Source organism: Crossiella sp. NPDC003009 (assembly GCF_053591555.1).
Window position 1 is genome coordinate 17,198 of the sequence record NZ_JBSFUA010000013.1, and the last position, 15,316, is coordinate 32,513.

Annotated in this window: 12 protein-coding genes; 1 reads left to right on the top strand and 11 read right to left on the bottom strand. The window is 72.9% G+C overall.

Annotation, left to right across the window (positions count from 1 at the left end):
- Positions 1–16 precede the first annotated feature (16 nt).
- The 3 genes from nirD to ACWDY5_RS16860 all read right to left on the bottom strand — a co-directional run bounded on the left by nirD (position 17) and on the right by ACWDY5_RS16860 (position 4,297).
- Positions 17–355 carry a nitrite reductase small subunit NirD gene (nirD, locus tag ACWDY5_RS16850; protein ID WP_449723102.1) on the bottom strand — a complete coding sequence of 113 codons (339 nt, stop codon included), beginning with the start codon at positions 353–355 and terminating at the stop codon, positions 17–19.
- Positions 352–2,841: a nitrite reductase large subunit NirB gene (nirB, locus tag ACWDY5_RS16855; protein WP_449723103.1), complete on the bottom strand. Its 2,490-nt coding sequence runs from the start codon at positions 2,839–2,841 to the stop codon at positions 352–354. The genes nirD and nirB overlap by 4 nt, the downstream gene beginning before the upstream one ends.
- A 127-nt stretch (positions 2,842–2,968) precedes the next feature.
- The gene (locus ACWDY5_RS16860; RefSeq protein WP_449723104.1) at positions 2,969–4,297 is read right to left on the bottom strand and encodes a NarK family nitrate/nitrite MFS transporter; all 1,329 of its coding nucleotides are present in this window, start codon (positions 4,295–4,297) and stop codon (positions 2,969–2,971) included.
- A 231-nt stretch (positions 4,298–4,528) separates the two neighbouring features.
- Between ACWDY5_RS16860 and ACWDY5_RS16865 the strand changes: the two genes are divergently transcribed.
- Positions 4,529–4,819, top strand: coding sequence for a hypothetical protein (locus ACWDY5_RS16865; protein ID WP_252482275.1), 291 nt, complete (start codon positions 4,529–4,531; stop codon positions 4,817–4,819).
- 19 nt (positions 4,820–4,838) lie between these two features.
- Here ACWDY5_RS16865 and ACWDY5_RS16870 read toward each other — a convergent pair whose 3' ends face one another.
- The 8 genes from ACWDY5_RS16870 to ACWDY5_RS16905 all read right to left on the bottom strand — a co-directional run bounded on the left by ACWDY5_RS16870 (position 4,839) and on the right by ACWDY5_RS16905 (position 15,305).
- Positions 4,839–5,198 (bottom strand): CU044_2847 family protein, encoded by a 360-nt coding sequence (locus ACWDY5_RS16870; RefSeq protein WP_449723105.1) that lies wholly within the window; start codon positions 5,196–5,198, stop codon positions 4,839–4,841.
- A gap of 15 nt (positions 5,199–5,213) precedes the next feature.
- Positions 5,214–6,389 carry an ABC transporter substrate-binding protein gene (locus ACWDY5_RS16875; RefSeq protein ID WP_449723106.1) on the bottom strand — a complete coding sequence of 392 codons (1,176 nt, stop codon included), beginning with the start codon at positions 6,387–6,389 and terminating at the stop codon, positions 5,214–5,216.
- The gene (locus tag ACWDY5_RS16880) at positions 6,386–7,471 is read right to left on the bottom strand and encodes a hypothetical protein (protein ID WP_449723107.1); all 1,086 of its coding nucleotides are present in this window, start codon (positions 7,469–7,471) and stop codon (positions 6,386–6,388) included. Before ACWDY5_RS16880 ends, ACWDY5_RS16875 begins: the two co-directional genes overlap by 4 nt.
- Positions 7,471–8,874 (bottom strand): VWA domain-containing protein, encoded by a 1,404-nt coding sequence (locus ACWDY5_RS16885; protein ID WP_449723108.1) that lies wholly within the window; start codon positions 8,872–8,874, stop codon positions 7,471–7,473. Before ACWDY5_RS16885 ends, ACWDY5_RS16880 begins: the two co-directional genes overlap by 1 nt.
- Before the next feature lie 2 nt (positions 8,875–8,876).
- Complete coding sequence (locus ACWDY5_RS16890) at positions 8,877–10,988, bottom strand: tetratricopeptide repeat protein (protein WP_449723109.1); 2,112 nt, start codon at positions 10,986–10,988, stop codon at positions 8,877–8,879.
- Positions 10,981–12,489 (bottom strand): S1 family peptidase, encoded by a 1,509-nt coding sequence (locus ACWDY5_RS16895; protein ID WP_449723110.1) that lies wholly within the window; start codon positions 12,487–12,489, stop codon positions 10,981–10,983. The genes ACWDY5_RS16890 and ACWDY5_RS16895 overlap by 8 nt, the downstream gene beginning before the upstream one ends.
- A gap of 59 nt (positions 12,490–12,548) precedes the next feature.
- Positions 12,549–13,820: a cytochrome P450 gene (locus tag ACWDY5_RS16900; RefSeq protein WP_449723111.1), complete on the bottom strand. Its 1,272-nt coding sequence runs from the start codon at positions 13,818–13,820 to the stop codon at positions 12,549–12,551.
- Between the two features lie 222 nt (positions 13,821–14,042).
- Entirely contained in the window at positions 14,043–15,305 is a 1,263-nt protein-coding gene (locus ACWDY5_RS16905) for a cytochrome P450 (protein ID WP_449723112.1), read from the bottom strand.
- Positions 15,306–15,316 lie beyond the last annotated feature (11 nt).

Genomic DNA, 15,316 nt, shown 5'->3' on the forward strand with positions numbered 1-15,316 from the left:
GAGGACGGTGTGCTGTTCACGGCAGCTCCACGTAGACGGTGCCCGCGTCCACTTTCACCGCGTAGCGCGGCAGCGACACCGCCGCGTTGTCCAGGCACTCGCCGGTGCGCAGGGCGAAGGGCTGCTTGTGCATGGGCGAGGTGACCACCGGCTCGCCCGCCCGGTCGCCGACGATGCCGCGGGAGATCACCGCGGCCTGGCTGAACGGGTCCACGTTGCCCAGCGCGTGCACCTCCCCGTCGTGCGTGCGGAACAGCGCGACCTGCGCGCCACCTGGCAGCAGGGCGGCGACGCCGCGCTCGGGAAGCAGTGCGGTGTAGCGGCACACCGGCACCCAGGCGTCGATAGCGGTCATCGTGCAGTCACCTCCGGTATACCCAGCCGCACGGGCACCGGCTGCCCGCGCTCGCTGCGGAACGAGATGCTCGGATCGGGTGTGCCGGGCGCGTTGACGAAGGAGGCGAAGCGGCTCAGCTTCTCCTCGTCCTCCAGCACCCCGCGCCACTCGTCCGCGTAGTTCTCGACATGCCGCGCCATCGCGGTTTCCAGCTCCTCGGCGATACCGAGGCTGTCCTCAACGACCACCGCGCGCAGGTGGTCGAGGCCACCGTCCATGGCCTCGATCCAGCCCGCGGTGCGTTGCAGGCGGTCCGCGGTGCGCACGTAGAACATCAGGAACCGGTCGATCAGCCGGATCAGCGTCTCCCGGTCCACGTCGGCGGCCAGCAGTTCGGCGTGCCGGGGCGTGAAGCCGCCGTTGCCGCCCACGTAGAGGTTCCAGCCCTCCTCGGTGGCGATCACGCCGAAGTCCTTGCTCCTGGCCTCCGCGCATTCCCTGGCACAGCCGGAAACCCCGGCCTTGATCTTGTGCGGGGAGCGCAGGCCGCGGTAGCGCAGCTCCAGCTCCACCGCCAGGCCGACGGAGTCCTGCACGCCGTAGCGGCACCAGGTGTCGCCCACGCAGGACTTCACCGTGCGCAGCGCCTTGCCGTAGGCGTGCCCGGACTCGAACCCGGCGTCCACCAGCCGCCGCCAGATCAGCGGCAGCTGGTCCACGGTGGCCCCGAACAGGTCGATCCGCTGGCCGCCGGTGATCTTGGTGTAGAGGTCGAAGTCCCTGGCCACCTCGGCGATGACGAGCAGCTTGGCCGGGGTGATCTCGCCGCCGGGGATGCGCGGCACCACCGAGTAGGTGCCGTTGCGCTGGATGTTGGCCAGGAAGTGGTCGTTGGTGTCCTGCAAGGAGGCCTGCTCGCCGTCGAGCACGTGCGGGGAGCCCAGCGAGGCCAGGATGGAGGCCACCACCGGCTTGCAGATGTCGCAGCCGCGGCCGGAGCCGTGCTTGCCGACCAGCTCGCTGAAGGTGCGGATGCCGGTGGCGCGCACGATCTCGAACAGCTCGGCGCGGGAGTGCGCGAAGTGTTCGCACAGCGCGGTGGACTGCTCGACCCCGCAGGCGGTGAGCAGCTGCTTGAGCATGGGCACGCAGGAGCCGCAGCCGGTGCCCGCCTTGGTGCAGGACTTCAGCGAGGGCACGTCCGCGCAGCCATTTTGTGTGATGGCGCAGCGGATCTGCGCCTTGGTCACCGCGTGGCAGGAGCAGACCTGGGCGTCCTCGGGCATCGCGCCGATGCCGACCCCGCCGCCGGAGTTCGGCCCGGCCAGCAGCGCGCCGGGTTCGCCGGGCAGCGCGCGGCCGACCAGCGGGCGCAGCAGCGCGTAGGCCGAGGCGTCGCCGACCAGCACGCCGCCGAGCAGGGTGGACGCGTCGTCGGAGACCACGAGCTTCTGGTAGCGGCCGGACACCGGGTCGCTGTGCACGACCTCCAGGGCGTTCGGCGCGGTGGCGTGCGCGTCGCCGAAGCTGGCCACGTCCACGCCGAGCAGCTTGAGCTTGGTGGAGGTGTCCGCCCCGGTGAACTCGGCCGCGCCGCCGAGCAGCCGGTCCGCGACCACCTCGGCCATCGCGTAGCCGGGCCCGACCAGGCCGTAGACCTGACCGCCGGCCAGCGCGCACTCGCCGATCGCGTAGACGTGCGGATCGCTGGTGCGGCAGGCGGAGTCGACCGCGATCCCGCCGCGCGGGCCTACTTCCAGTCCGGCCGCGCGGGCCAGCTGGTCCCTGGGCCGGATGCCTGCGGAGAACACCAGCAGCCCGGTGTCCAGCTCGCCGCCGTCGGAGAGGGCCAGCCGCAGACCGGGTTCCACCCGCTGCACCGACACTCCACAGTGGACGGTGATGTCCAGGCTCTCGATCTTGCGCCGGAGCAGCGCGCCGCCGCCCTCGTCCACCTGCACCGGCATCAGCCGCGGCGCCAGCTCGACCACCGAGGTGGCCAGGCCGAGGCCGCGCAGCACGTTGGCCGCCTCCAGGCCGAGCAGCCCGCCGCCGACCACCACGCCGGAGCGCACCCCCTCGGCGGCGAGGCGGATCTCGTCCAGGTCGGCGATGGTGCGGTAGACGTAGCAGCCGGGCAGGTCGTGGCCGGGCACCGGCGGCACGAACGGGGCCGAGCCGGTGGCCAGCACCAGCGCGTCGTAGCCGATGATCCGGCCTGCGCTGGTGACCACCGTGCGTTCGGCGGTGTCCACCGCGGCCGCCGGCTCGCCGAGGCACAGCTCGACGCGGTCGTCGCCGTCGAACTCCGCGCCGGGCAGCCGCAGCGCCAGCTCGTCCCAACCGTCCACATAGGACGAAAGTGCGACCCGGTCGTAGGCGGGGCGCGGTTCCTCGGCGAGCACCACGATCCGCCAGGTCCCGGCCAGGTCGCGTTCCCGGACCGCCTGCACCAGGCGGTGGCCGACCATGCCGTTGCCGACGACGACGAGCGTGCGAGTCATGCACTTCCTCCTCATCCGCCGGTGCCGGGTCCTGCCGCCATGGTCACGAGCGGCCGTGTCGGGCCCGGGTCACCGGTGTTGCACCCGCGTTACGAAAAGCTCCCGCTCCAGGTCAGAGCGGCGTGCGTCACACTCCGGCGTGCGCGAGGCTGGGCACCCGCACGGCGAGCACCCGTCGCCGCAGGTAGCACCACCAGGTCACGGCCAGGCAGAGCCCGTAGAAGGCCAGGAAGGTGTACAGCGCCGGGGCCAGCGAGCCCGAGCCGGTCAGCGACATGGCGAAGGCCCTGGTGATCAGGAACCCGCCCAGCGCGCCGACCGCGCCCGCGATGCCGATCACCGCCGCGGCCTGCCGTTTCGCCTGTGCGGGCTCGGCCACCCTGGCCGCGAAGATGGCCGGGATCATCCGGTAGGTGGAGCCGTTGCCCACGCCCGCGGTGACGAAAAGCCACAGGAACGCGCCCAGGAACAGCGGGAAGCTGTGCTGCGCCAGCCCGGCCAGCACCCCGGCCACTCCGATGCCCATCGTGACGAAGGTCCACAGCGTCACCCGCCCGCCGCCCCACCGGTCGGCCAGCCAGCCGCCGAAGGGCCGGGACAGCGAGCCGACCAGCGCGCCGAGGAAGGCGAAGTACCCGGCCTTGGACTCCGGGAAGGTGGAGTTGATCAGCAGCGGCAGCGCGGCCGAGTAGCCGATGAAGGAGCCGAAGGTGCCGATGTAGAGGAAGGACATCACCCAGGTGTGCGGCTGGAACACCGCGGCGGCGTAGGAGCGGAAGTCCGAGCGGGCCACGGTCAGCGAGTCCATGAACAGCCAGGCGCAGGCCGCCGCGATGATGATCACCGGCAGCCACATCAGCCCAGCGTAGGCCAGGTTGATCCCGGTGCTCGCGGAGATCACCAGCGGCACCGCCAGCTGCACCACGGCCACCCCGAGGTTGCCGCCGGCCGCGTTCAGCCCGAGCGCGAACCCCTTGCGCGACTCCGGGTAGAAGAAGGAGATGTTGGCCATCGAGGAGGCGAAGTTGCCGCCGCCCAGCCCCGCGGTGCCGGCCACCACCAGGAACATCCAGTACGGCGTGGTCGGGTCGGAGACGCACCAGGCGAGCAGCCCGGTGGGGATGAGCAGCAGCGAGGCGCTGATCGCGGTCCAGGCCCGCCCGCCGAAGCGCGGCACCGCGAAGGTGTAGGGCAGCCGGAGCAGCGCGCCGAGCAGGTTGGGCACCGCGACCAGCCAGAACAGCTGGTCGACGGAGAAGTCGAAGCCCGCGGCGGGCAGGCTGACCGCCACCACGCTCCACAGCAGCCACACCGAGAAGCCCAGGTGTTCGGCCAGGATGGAGAAGACCAGGTTCCGGTTCGCCACCCGGCGCCCGGTGCGCGCCCAGAACCCGGGGTCCTCGGGTTCCCAGTGGTCGATCCAGCCTCGTCGGGCGGTGCGGTCAGCGGTGGTCACGGCGGCCTCCGGTGGTTGGGGACGCGCCGAAGTTAGGCAGCGCGGGTTACCCGGGGCGTCGCCGCGTGTGACACGGCCGCGAACTCCTCCGCACGGCAGCGGGGTGCCGGGTGTGAGGTCGGCACGGCACGATCAGGTGATTCAGCCAGGTTTGAACTCGTTGCCGAGGCCGCTGCCGGTAGTGATACTCGCTGACTGTCCATTGTGTACACAGCAGATGAGGATCTTGTGATGATGCGGAACCTGGGTCGCCTCGGCGCCGGCCTGGCCCTGCTCGCGGCCTTCGCCGGCACCGGCGTGGTCTCCGGCGGCGAGGCCGCCGCGGACCCGTGCGGGCACTGGCGCAAAGAGACGATCTTCACCATCGACCACTACTACACGCACTGCGGCCCGACCAGGGTGTGGGTGAACATCAACGACCAGAAGGTCGGCATGCGCCCGAGCACCTGCTTCGACGCGTGGGAGACCCGCTACATCGGCAAGCTGGTCACCTACGCGCACTCCACCGGCGCACCGTGCTGAGGTAGCTCCTGGACAGGCCCTAGGCCTCCTTGGCCGGGGCCTGCTCCTCCACCACCTCCTCCAGCGGACCCGGCTGGCGCTGCCACTTCAGCTTGACCTCGAAGTGCCCCTGCACCCCGGTCCGCGCGATCACCGCGCCGGCCTGGGCGTCCAGCTTCACGCCGAACTTCAGCTCCACCTCATCCGGCCCCAGCTCCTGGAACTGGCGCAGCGCCGCCTCGGCCGCGGTCCGCACCTCGCTGAGCGCGTCGGTGAAACCGGCCCGCGCCTTCTGCAGCACCTGGCCCGGCCGGGCCGCGCGGACCACGCCGGGCTGCTCCTCCAGCTCCACCGTGACCTCGCCGCCCCCGGCCAGCTCGAAGCGCACCAGCTCGCTCATCCGCACTCCCTCGTCTCACCGTCCACAAGAGACGGTAACCCAGCTGTAACGGCGGTCCTGGTCGTCCTGCAGGGTCCGGCGCACCTGTTCCAGCCGCCTCAGCAGCTCGTCCAGCTTGGTCCGGTCGGCAACGTACTCCAGCGCCGCGCGGTAGAACATCGTGCGCAGCTCCACCGGCATCAGGTCGGAGCCGTCGAAGCACAGCGTGTCCGGACCAGCCAGCCGCTCGCGCAGGCGGTCGGCCAGCGCGGACGGGCCCGGTTGCGGCCAGGAGTGCTCGGCCAGGTGCTGGAGCAGCAGGGTGGCCGCCGGGTTGTCGGTGAAGCGGGCGGCCAGGTCAGCGGAGAACGGGCTGGCCGACGCCGCCCCGGGGAAGGCGGGGAACGGGCGGAAGTCGAAGTGCTCGCCGTAGACCGGGGCCGGGGCCGGGCGGCCGCTGTAACCGGTGGCGATAAAGGAGGCCTGGTGTTCGCGGCGGCAGCCGGGCGGATCGTCGAACATGGCGCGGCCGGCGTCCCAGAAGTCGGTGAACAGCGCGGCGGGCGCGCGCGGGCCGAGCACCCGGCCGAAGTCGGTCCAGGCCTGGCGCACCCGCTGGTCGGTCCACGGCAGGTCACCGGCCACCCAGCGCTGGTAGACCTCCGCGCCGGCGCGTTGCAGCAGCAGGTTCTCCACCCAGTCGGTGCCCGGCCAGCCCGAGGTGGCCCCCGACTCCAGGCCGAGGCACCAGTCACCGGCGGCCAGCAGCTCCTCCGCGCGCTCCGGGCCGGGAGCCCGGGAGAAGACCAGGCCCTTGAGGTCGATCTTGACCGGCACCGCGTACTGCTTGGCCAGCCCGCCCTGCCGCAGCCGCCGCCACTGCTCGTTGTCCGCCGCGGGCGCGGTCTCCACCGGCCGGACCTGCCCCTGGCGGATGTAGGGCATGAGATCGCCGAAGCCCGGCAGCACCGCGATGTCCGGCGGCCGCCCACCCGCGACCTCGGCCTTGAGCACCTGCCCGAGCGCGCGGGTGCCCCGGTACTCGACCCGGATGCCGGTGCGCTTGCGGAACTCCCCGAGGATCTTGGTGAAGGTCGCCTCCTCCGGGCCGGTCCAGGAGGCGAGCAGGCTCACCTGCACGTCGACGCGCGGCGCGGTGCAGCCCGCGGCCAGCAGCAGGGTCGCGAGGAACAGCAGCAGTGCCCTGGTCATCGGCGCACCCACGTCCCGTACTCGGCCAGCCTGGCCCGGAAGCCCAGCGCCACCAACAGCATCACCAGCACGGCCAGCCCGGGGATGGCCGGCCACCAGGCCCCGCGCCCGCCGACCTCGCGCACCTCACCGGCCAGCTCACCGGCCTTCCTGGTCAGCTCCGGCTCCTCAAGGCCGTCCGGGGGCTGGCGCTGCTTGGCCAGGAAGGCGCGCACGGTGGGGCCGCAGTCGGGGCACTGCCGCTGGACCAGCTCGGCCAGCCAGCGCTGCCCCTCGGCGTCGATCTCCTCGTCGTGCCGCTTCCGGTCCTCGGTGAGCCGGTCCAGCCCAGCCTCGGCGGCGTCCATCCGCTGCTGGGAGCTGAACACCACGCTGGTCAGCGTCAGCAGGGCGAGCACGGCCAGGCTCGCGCCGAGCAGCCACGGGTTGAGCCTGCGGCGGAACCGCCTGGCCAGCACCAGCTGGGTGGCCAGCAGCAGCAGGAACAGCAGCCCGCCCGGCACCGCCCAGGACAGCACCCGGACCGCGGTCGGCTCGGCCGCGTCCAACGCGGCGCCGAGGGCCTGCCGCTGCAACTCCGCGACCTCGTCCAGCTGGCCCAGCACGCCGTCGCGGCTGTGCAGCAGGCGCGATGCCTGCCACAGGTCGGCGGCGCCGAGCACCGGTCCGTTGCCGGGCAGCCGCTGCTGGGTGGCGGCCTGCTCCACCGAACCGGAGTAGGCGGCGAGCAGGCTGTCCACCAGTTGCAGCTGCCGCAGGCCCTCGTCCCCGGCCAGGTTCAGCCCGGCCACCCTGGTCAGGCTCTGCGCGGCGATGGCGAGCTGGTCCCGGTAGCCGTCCCCGGCCCCGGTCAGCGCGGCCGCGCCGGTGCGGAAGCTGCGCATGGCCTCCCGGTCGGCGTTGAGCAGCGCGGTGCGCGCGGTGCCGACCTCGCGCAGCACCGGCACCGCCTGGCCGCTGGCCCGCTCGGCCGCGGCGTGCACCTCCAGGTAGGCCAGGGTGGCGGCGAGCAGGGTGAGCAGGGTCAGCCCGAGCAGCGCCGAGCGCAGCGCGAGCAGCAGTCGCCGGGTGTCCAGCCGCATCAGCCCAGCGCCCCCTTGCACTCCTCGCAGAACCGGTGCGAACCCGGCCAGACCAGCTCGCACACCGGGCAGGCCCGGTCCGGCAGCTGCTCGCTCGCGGGTTCGGGCAGCCGCTGGCCGGGCGCGACCGAGATCCCCGAACCGCCGTCCAGCCAGCGAAGGTCCACTTTGGACAGTTCGTCCGTCAGCCTGATCCGCCCGGCCACCGCGTCCTCGATCTGTGCCACCTGGCCGATCCGGTCCAGCTGCTCGGTGTTGCCGGAGGCGGCGGCCAGCCGCACCGCCTCGCCGAGCAGGTCGGCGGCCGCGGTCCGGTCGCCGGCATCGAGCGCCTCGCAGCCCTCGATGACCAGCCGCCGCAACCGCTCCTGCCCCCGGTAGTGCCCGACGTAGTGGTCAACCTGGCTGAACCGGGCCTCGTCCTCGGTCCAGTGCACCAGCAGCGGTTCCGGCTCGCCGACCTCCTCGGCCGCGGTGGCCCCCGGCGGGACGGCCAGCAGCCGCACCGAGCCGACCGGGATGTCCTGCTGGTGCGGCGCGCCTGCCGGGTTCACCGTGAGGCCGAGGTTGAAGTGCCGGAGGTCCGCGCTCCACGAGCCGGTGCTGAACTCGGTGACGCCCTCGCCCACCACCACCGCCTCCGCGGTCAGGTCGGCCGCGACCGGGAACACCTGCCGCAGGAACCGGATCTCCGTGCCGGGCCTGGTCTGCACCCGGATGCGCACCTCGGGCACCACCTTGCGCATCGCCTCGGCGACCATGCCGGTGAAGTCCTCGGCCAGGTCGGCCTCGGCGCGCACCGCGTCCGCCCGGCCGCGCAGCGCGGCGGTGATCCGGCGCAGCTCCGCGGGTTTCCAGTCCGCGCCGATTCCCCTGGCGTCGCAGGTGAACTCGCCCGCGCACGCCCGCAGTGCCGCTTCGAGCTGCTCGGGGGTCTCGCCGACGTTCTGGCCGTCGGTGAGCAGGATCGCGTGCCGGATCGCGCCGGGATGGGCGGCGAGCAGGTCGCGGGCCAGCAGCAGCCAGCTGCCCATCGCGGTGCCGCCGCTGGCCACCATGGCCGCCGCGGCTTGCCGCGCCTCGGCTCTGCTCCGCGCGTCGGCGGTGGCCATCCTCGGCGCCAGCGGGTACAGCAGGCTGGCCGTGTCGGTGCCCGCGACCAGGGCGAAGCGCACGCCGTCGCGCAGCGCGTCCACCGCGGCCGCGGTGGCCCGGCGGGCGGCGGCGATCTTGGTGGGCGGCAGCGACATCGAGCCGGAGCAGTCCACGATGATCACCTCGGCCGCGGCGGGCGGGGTGTCCGGGCCGGCCAGTCCGGTGCCGTCCACCACCAGCACCACCGAGAGCAGGTCGTCGGTGCTGGACAGCCAGCGGTGGGCGTGCACCGTGGTCCGGAAACGCATGCTCACCTCCAGGATCTCGGTCGGACCGCGTTGGCCAGGTCGACCAGCCGGACCACCTCGGCGGTGCTGCCCGCGTGCCCGGCCAGCCGCCGGTAGGAGCTCTCCAGCATCCGGCGCAGGCTGGCCTCGGTGGGCGCGGGGCCCAGTGTCCTGCTCTCGCCCAGTTCGGCGAACTCCTTGCCGCGCAAGGCAACCGCCTGCACCAGCGCGGTGAGCCGGGTCCGGCCGGAGCCGGTGGGCTCGCCCGCGTCCAGGTACAGCTCGGGCAGCCGGGCCGCCGCCTCGCGCACGTCCGCCGCGGCGGGCGGCACGGAACCGATGACACCGCACAGGATGCGCAGCGCGGCGATCCGGGCGGCCGCGTGGTGCTGGGACACCTGCGGCACCTCGTCCAGCACCCGCACCGCGTCCGCCCGCTTCCCGGCCCGCAGCCGCAGCCTGGCCAGCCCGAAGGCCGCGCTCACCCGCAGCCGGTCGCGCTGCCACACCGCCTGGTAGCGGCCCTCGGCCTCCTCGGTCTCGTCCTGGTGCTCGGCGCAGAAACCCAGTGCCAGCTTGGGTGCGGCCTCCCCTGCGAGCAGTCCGGTGATCTCCCGCAGGCAGGCGGTCGCGGCCGGCAGGTCGGCGCGGGCCAGCGCGACCAGCGCCTGGTGCCAGGTGATCCGCCAGTTCGCCCCGGCCGGCCGGTCGTCCGCGCGCACCGCCTCGGCCAGGGTGTCCGCGGCCAGCTCCGCCCAGCCCAGCTCCAGCTGGGCCCGGCACTCGGCGAGCAGCACCCCGGCCGAACGGTGTTGCGCGGTACCGAGCTTGGCCAGCAGCGCTCTCGGCTCCTCCGCGCGCACCGCGGTGAGGAAGGCGGCCGCCGGGTCGGCGGGATCGGGCCGCGGCACCGGCAGCCTGGTGGCCCCCTCGGCCAGGGTGGGCAGGCCGAAGTCCAGTGGCGCCAACGGATCCTGCCCGGGATCGGTCCACACCGCCAGCAGCGGCACCGCGCCCAGTCCGGCGTCGAGCACCCGGGGGCTCGGCCGGAACAGCGACCCCGGCAGCGAGCGCTCCCGGCCGTCCCGCAGCGACTGCACCTCGAACAGCAGCCCGGTGAGCTGGTCGGCCAGCTCGGCCGCGGAGCCGAACCGGCGCTCCGGCACCGGATCCGCGGCCCGCCCGATCAGCGCGAGCAGCGAGTCCACCGGGTGCGCCAGCGGCCCGCGCGGACGGCGGCGCGTCTCCAGCGCCTTGCCCTCCGGGGTCACCTTGAACAGGCTCTCCAGGGTCTTGCCCACCGAGTACAGGTCGGAGGCGACGCTGAGCCCGCGCGTCAGGCGTTCCTGCTCCGGCACTTGGTACCCGCTGGTGCCCACCTCGGGCGTGCTGTGGTCGCCGATCCGTCGCACCCCGCCGAAGTCGATCAGCTTGATCCGGTCCACCCCGCGGATCACGTTGCTGGGCTTGAGATCGCAGTAGAGCAGCATCCGGTCGTGCAGGTAGCGGAAGGCGGCCAGCACCTCCAGCAGGTACATCAGCACGTGCTCCAGCGGCAGCGGCTCCTCCTGCCGCAGCGCGCGCAGCCGCAGCTCGTGCAGGGACAGCCCGCCCACGTGCTCCATCACGATGTACTGGTTGTCCTGCCCGGCAACGGGATCGGGGTGCCGGACGAAGTTGATGATGCGCACGATGTTCGGGTGGTCCAGCACGGTCAGCGCGTGCCGTTCCCGCTCCGAGAGCGCCGCCGCCGCGGCCGCCGCGCCCCCGGTGTTGATCAGCCCCTTGAGCACCACGTGGCAGCCGAGGTGGTTGTCCCAGGCCAGGTACACCCAGCCCTGGCCGCCGCGGGGCAGGCAGCCGCGCACCTCGTAGCGCTGCTCCACCACCACGCCAGGGGCCAGCTTCGGCGAGAAGGAGTAAGGCGCCCCGCAGCTGCCGCAGTAGCCCTCGGTGCGGCCGGGCCTGCCCGCGTAGCCGCGGCCGACCGGTTGGTGGCACTTCTCGTTGCCGCAGTGCCGATCCTTTTCGGGCACCGGCCGCGGCTCGGCCAGGGTGGACTCCGGGTCCGGCACGCTCAGCCGGGGCAGCTGGAGGAAGTCGCCGCTGGTCCAGCGCATGCCGGGATCAGTCATCGCGCACCCGCCGCACCACCGCGCGCAGGTAGTCCTGCACCGCGGCCTCCGCCTCGGCCAGCACGCACGGCCGGATCATGGTGCGCCGCAACGCCTCCCGGTACCGCGCGTCCAACCCGGTGTCCTCGGCCAGCCCGTGCTCGGCGGCCATCCGCTGGTAGGCCTGGATGAGCCCGCGCAGCTCGCGCAGCCGCTGCCGCAGCACCAGCAGCCGGTTGCGCGCCTCGGTGGCCTTGCGCAACGCCCGGTCCACCCTCGGCGCGCACTCGGCCAGCCGCGGTCCGCGCTCGGCTTCGGGCAGCCTGCGCACCGCGCTCAGCCAGGGCCGCAGCCGCCCGGCCCGGTCCGGCGGATCCGGCTCCCCGGCGAACCGGGGCCCGTCCTCGCCCCACAGCCGCCGCACATCCGCCTCCAGCGCGGCCAGCGCGGCGATCCGCGCGCCGAGGGTGTCGGTCCGCGGCGGGGAGACCTGGGTGCCGGAGACCGTGCCGGGGGCGCGGATCGCGGCCAGGCTCGGCGAGTCCGCCGCCCGGTACCCGGCGACCACCGCGACACCCCGCTCCGCCAACGGGTTCAGCACCTCGGTGACCAGCGCTGCCGGCTCGGCGGAGGCGTCCACCCCGACCAGCACCACGGTGATCCCGCCGACCGGTGGCTGCCCGGTCCGCTCGGCGATCAGCTGGGCCGCCTCGGCCGCGGTGAGCCCGGCCACGTCGATGACCACCAGCGCCGAGCCCAGCCGGGCGGCCAGCGCCAGCAACGCCTCCGACCGCGCCGAACCCGCCTCGCCGGTGATCACCACCAGCACGTCACCCGGTCCCCGGTGCGGCAGCCAGCCGTCCAGCTCGGGCAGGCGCACCGGCGGCAGCGGCGCGCGGTCCACCCACTCGGTGACCACCGGCAGGTACCGGGCGATGGTGCGCACCGGCTGCATCCAGGCCACCACCGAGCCCTCCGCGCTGTACTCGCTGACCACCAGCCCGACCACATCGCCACTGGCCTCGTCCAGCACCCCGGCCCCGCTGAACCCGAGCCGCACCCGGTTGCCCGGCTGCAGCGCGTCCAGCTGCACCCACTCCGCGCCCGGCCCGGCCGCCCTGGACAGCTCGGCCCGCGCCCACATCCCGTGCGGGGCGCCGACCGGGAACCCGTAGGCGGCCACCGGACGACCGGGCGCGAGGTGTCCGTCCCGCAGCCGCGCGCCCCAGGCCGCGGGCAGCTCCTCGGCCAGCTCCAGCAGCGCGAGGTCGCCGGTGCCGTCCTCCTCCAGCGGCGCCAGCTGGTCGTCGACCACCGTGGCGGGCAAGGGCTCCCGGCCGCCGTGACCGCTGAGGTCGACCAGCACCTGGCGTCCTGGGAGGACGTGCGCGCAGGTCAGCACGTACCTGCCGCCGAGCAGGGCGCCGGCGCCGAGCACCCGGCCGTCCTCGGCACACAGGCGCAGCCGCCAAGGCTGCTCCGCCCGTGTGCCGACCGCCTGGTCCCCAGTGCCAGCCCCCACTCGCCTGACAATACGTTGGGTAGCCGACCGATGTCGGTCGGTCAGCGAAACCGCAACACTCAGGCGGCCACCGGCATGCCGGTCAGCCCCCGGAACGCGGCCGATCGGCGGAACACCGGCTGGCCGGTGCGCCGCAGGTTCGGCATCCGCTCCACCAGCGCGCGCAGCGCGATCTCCCCTTCCAGCCGGGACAGCGGCGCGCCGATGCAGAAGTAGCGCCCCGCGGTGAAGGTGAGGTGCTCGGCCGCGTTGGCCCTGGTGATGTCGAAGCGCTCCGGCTCGGCGAAGACCTCGGGGTCGTGGTTGGCCGCGGCCAGCAGCACCAGCACCGGGGTGTCCGGTGGCAGCACGTGCCCCTCGATCTCCACCTCCTGGTGGGTGAGCCGGGGGACCATCAGCGTGGAGGAGTCGAACCGCATGGTCTCCTCCAGCGCGTTCGCCGACAGCGCGGGATCGGCCTTCAGCCTGGCCCACTCCTCGGGGTGGTCCAGCAGCGCGTTGACCGCGTTGCCCATCACGTTCACCGAGTTCTCCGAACCGGCGATCAGCGCGGTGACCAGCAACGCCTGCATCTCGCTGACCGGCACATCCTGCTTCGTCGCGGCAAGCAGGAGACTGCCGATCATGTCCGTGGGCTTGTCCTCGACGCCCTCGGCCCTGCGCTCGGCGATCAGGGTGGCGAAGAGCTCCTTCAGCTCGACCAGCAGCGCGCGCAGCTCGCGGATCTTGGCCACGCCGTTGAGCTGGTCGGTGACCAGGCCGACCCGCATCGCGCACCAGCCGAGCCGTTCGCGGTGCCGCTCCGGCACGCCGAGCACGTCGGCGATCACCAGCAGCGGGATGGGCTGGGCGAAGTCGCGGACCAGGTCGAAGGAGCCCTGGCGCTGCGCCTTGTCCAGCACCTCGGTCACGATCCGCTCGATCCGCGGCCGGTACATCGTGTTGGCGCTGGGCGAGAAGCTCGGGTTCATCAGGCCGCGCATCCTGGTGTGCACCGGCGGATCCACGCCCATGAACGGGTCGAGGTCCAGCCCTTCCAGCGCGGTGGCGATGGTCCCGGCCGAGGACCGGTTCTGGGTGTCCCGGACGCCGAAGCGCCGGTCGCGCAGGATCGAGTTGGCGGTGCCGTGCCGGGCCGTGGTCCACAGTCCGGCCTTGCTGCGCACCAGCGGCGCCTGCGCGCGCAGCCGGGCGAAGTAGGGATAGGGCGAGTCACCGGCGCGCGGTCTGGTCAGTTCACCGGCCGGATCCCCGAACTGGCGTAGCAGCCAGGCCCCGAAGCGGTCGGTCTGGAGACCGGCGGCAAGTCGGAGGTCGGTCGCGAAAGTCATCTGGCTCCCCTTTTTCCAGGCAGCTGCCAGCGCTGGACGTGCTCCCCAGAAAACGTGTCAGAATCGGCGGAAGAAATCGTACGCAAATTGACCCGGATTGGTGTAAATGCGTACTACTTCTGTATAGCAGGGGAGCCTGAAGCTAAAAATGGCACGGAAGAGTGGGACCCGGGACGATCTCCGGCCCGGGTCCACTCGGGTGTGTCACACCTTTCGTCGGTATCAGGCTGCGACCGGAAGTGCTTTGAGGCCGCGGAAGCCCACTGAGGTCCGGTACACCGGGCTGCCCGCCCGCCGCAGGTTCGGCATCCGCTCGGCCAGCACGCGCAGCGCCACCTCGCCCTCCAGCCTGGCCAGCGGCGCGCCGATGCAGAAGTACCGCCCGGCGGCGAAGGTCAGGTGGTCGCTGGCGTTGGCCCTGGTGATGTCGAAGGTCTCCGGGTCGGCGAAGACCACGGGGTCGTGGTTGGCCCCGCCGATGAGCGCGATCACCGGGTCGTTGGCCTTGAGCCGGAAGCCTTCGATCTCCACGTCCTCGTGCGGGTAGCGCGAGGTGAACAGCGTGGTGGAGTCGTAGCGCATGGTCTCCTCCATCGCGCCCAGCGCCAGCGAGGGGTCGGCCACCAGCTTCGCCCACTGCTCCGGGTGCTCCAGCAGGTTGTGCACCGCGTTGCCGAGCAGGCTGACCGTGTTCTCGGTGCCCGCGACCAGGGTGGCGATCAGCAGCGCCTGGATCTCCCGCAGCGGCACCTCCTGCTTGGTGGCGGCCAGCAACAGGGTGCCGATCATGTCGGCAGGCTTGTCGTCGATGCCCTCGGCCCTGCGCTTCTCCACCATCTCGCCGAACATCGCCTTGGTCTCGGTCATCAGCGTGCGGATCTCGCGCAGCCGGGAGAACCCGACCAGCGGGTCGGTCAGCAGGCCGATCTGCTTGGCGATGCAGGCCATCCGGGCGTGGTAGTTCGCCGGCGCGCCGATGATGTCCGCGATCACCGCGTGCGGGATGGGCTCGCCGAAGTCCTGGACCACGTCGAACGGGCCGCGGCTGGGCACCCGGTCGAGCACCCGGCGCACGATGGCCTCCACCCTGGCCCGGTAGATCTTGTTGGCGCTCGGTGAGAACGAGGGCGCCATCAGCGCGCGCATCCTGGTCTGGCCGGGCGGGTCCAGGCCGAGGAACTCGTCGATCTCCAGCTCGGCCAGCGCCTTGGCCAGCACCGCCGCCGAGGACTCGCCCTCGTTGGTGCGGACGCCGAACCGGCGGTCCCGCATGATGGCGTTGGCCGTGCCGTAACGCCCGGTCACCCAGATCCCCGACTTGCTGCGCACCAGCGGCGCCTGTTCCCGCACCGTGGCGAAGAACGGATACGGGGACTCGCCGGTCAGCGGCCTGGTCACTTCCCCGAGCACATCGCCGAACTGGCGCAACAGCCAGGCGCTGAGCTGCTCGGCCCGCAGACTGGCGGCCAGGCGTGCGTCACCCATGATTGTCATGC

Bases quoted from the DNA above. Each gene is read 5' to 3' on its own strand.
- ACWDY5_RS16890 (WP_449723109.1), bottom strand. From the start codon at position 10,988: ATGACTGATCCCGGCATGCGCTGGACCAGCGGCGACTTCCTCCAGCTG.
- ACWDY5_RS16875 (WP_449723106.1), bottom strand. From the start codon at position 6,389: ATGACCAGGGCACTGCTGCTGTTCCTCGCGACCCTGCTGCTGGCCGCG.
- ACWDY5_RS16905 (WP_449723112.1), bottom strand. From the start codon at position 15,305: ATGGGTGACGCACGCCTGGCCGCCAGTCTGCGGGCCGAGCAGCTCAGC.
- nirD (WP_449723102.1), bottom strand. From the start codon at position 355: ATGACCGCTATCGACGCCTGGGTGCCGGTGTGCCGCTACACCGCACTG.
- ACWDY5_RS16880 (WP_449723107.1), bottom strand. From the start codon at position 7,471: ATGCGGCTGGACACCCGGCGACTGCTGCTCGCGCTGCGCTCGGCGCTG.
- ACWDY5_RS16870 (WP_449723105.1), bottom strand. From the start codon at position 5,198: ATGAGCGAGCTGGTGCGCTTCGAGCTGGCCGGGGGCGGCGAGGTCACG.
- ACWDY5_RS16865 (WP_252482275.1), top strand. From the start codon at position 4,529: ATGATGCGGAACCTGGGTCGCCTCGGCGCCGGCCTGGCCCTGCTCGCG.
- ACWDY5_RS16885 (WP_449723108.1), bottom strand. From the start codon at position 8,874: ATGCGTTTCCGGACCACGGTGCACGCCCACCGCTGGCTGTCCAGCACC.
- nirB (WP_449723103.1), bottom strand. From the start codon at position 2,841: ATGACTCGCACGCTCGTCGTCGTCGGCAACGGCATGGTCGGCCACCGC.
- ACWDY5_RS16900 (WP_449723111.1), bottom strand. From the start codon at position 13,820: ATGACTTTCGCGACCGACCTCCGACTTGCCGCCGGTCTCCAGACCGAC.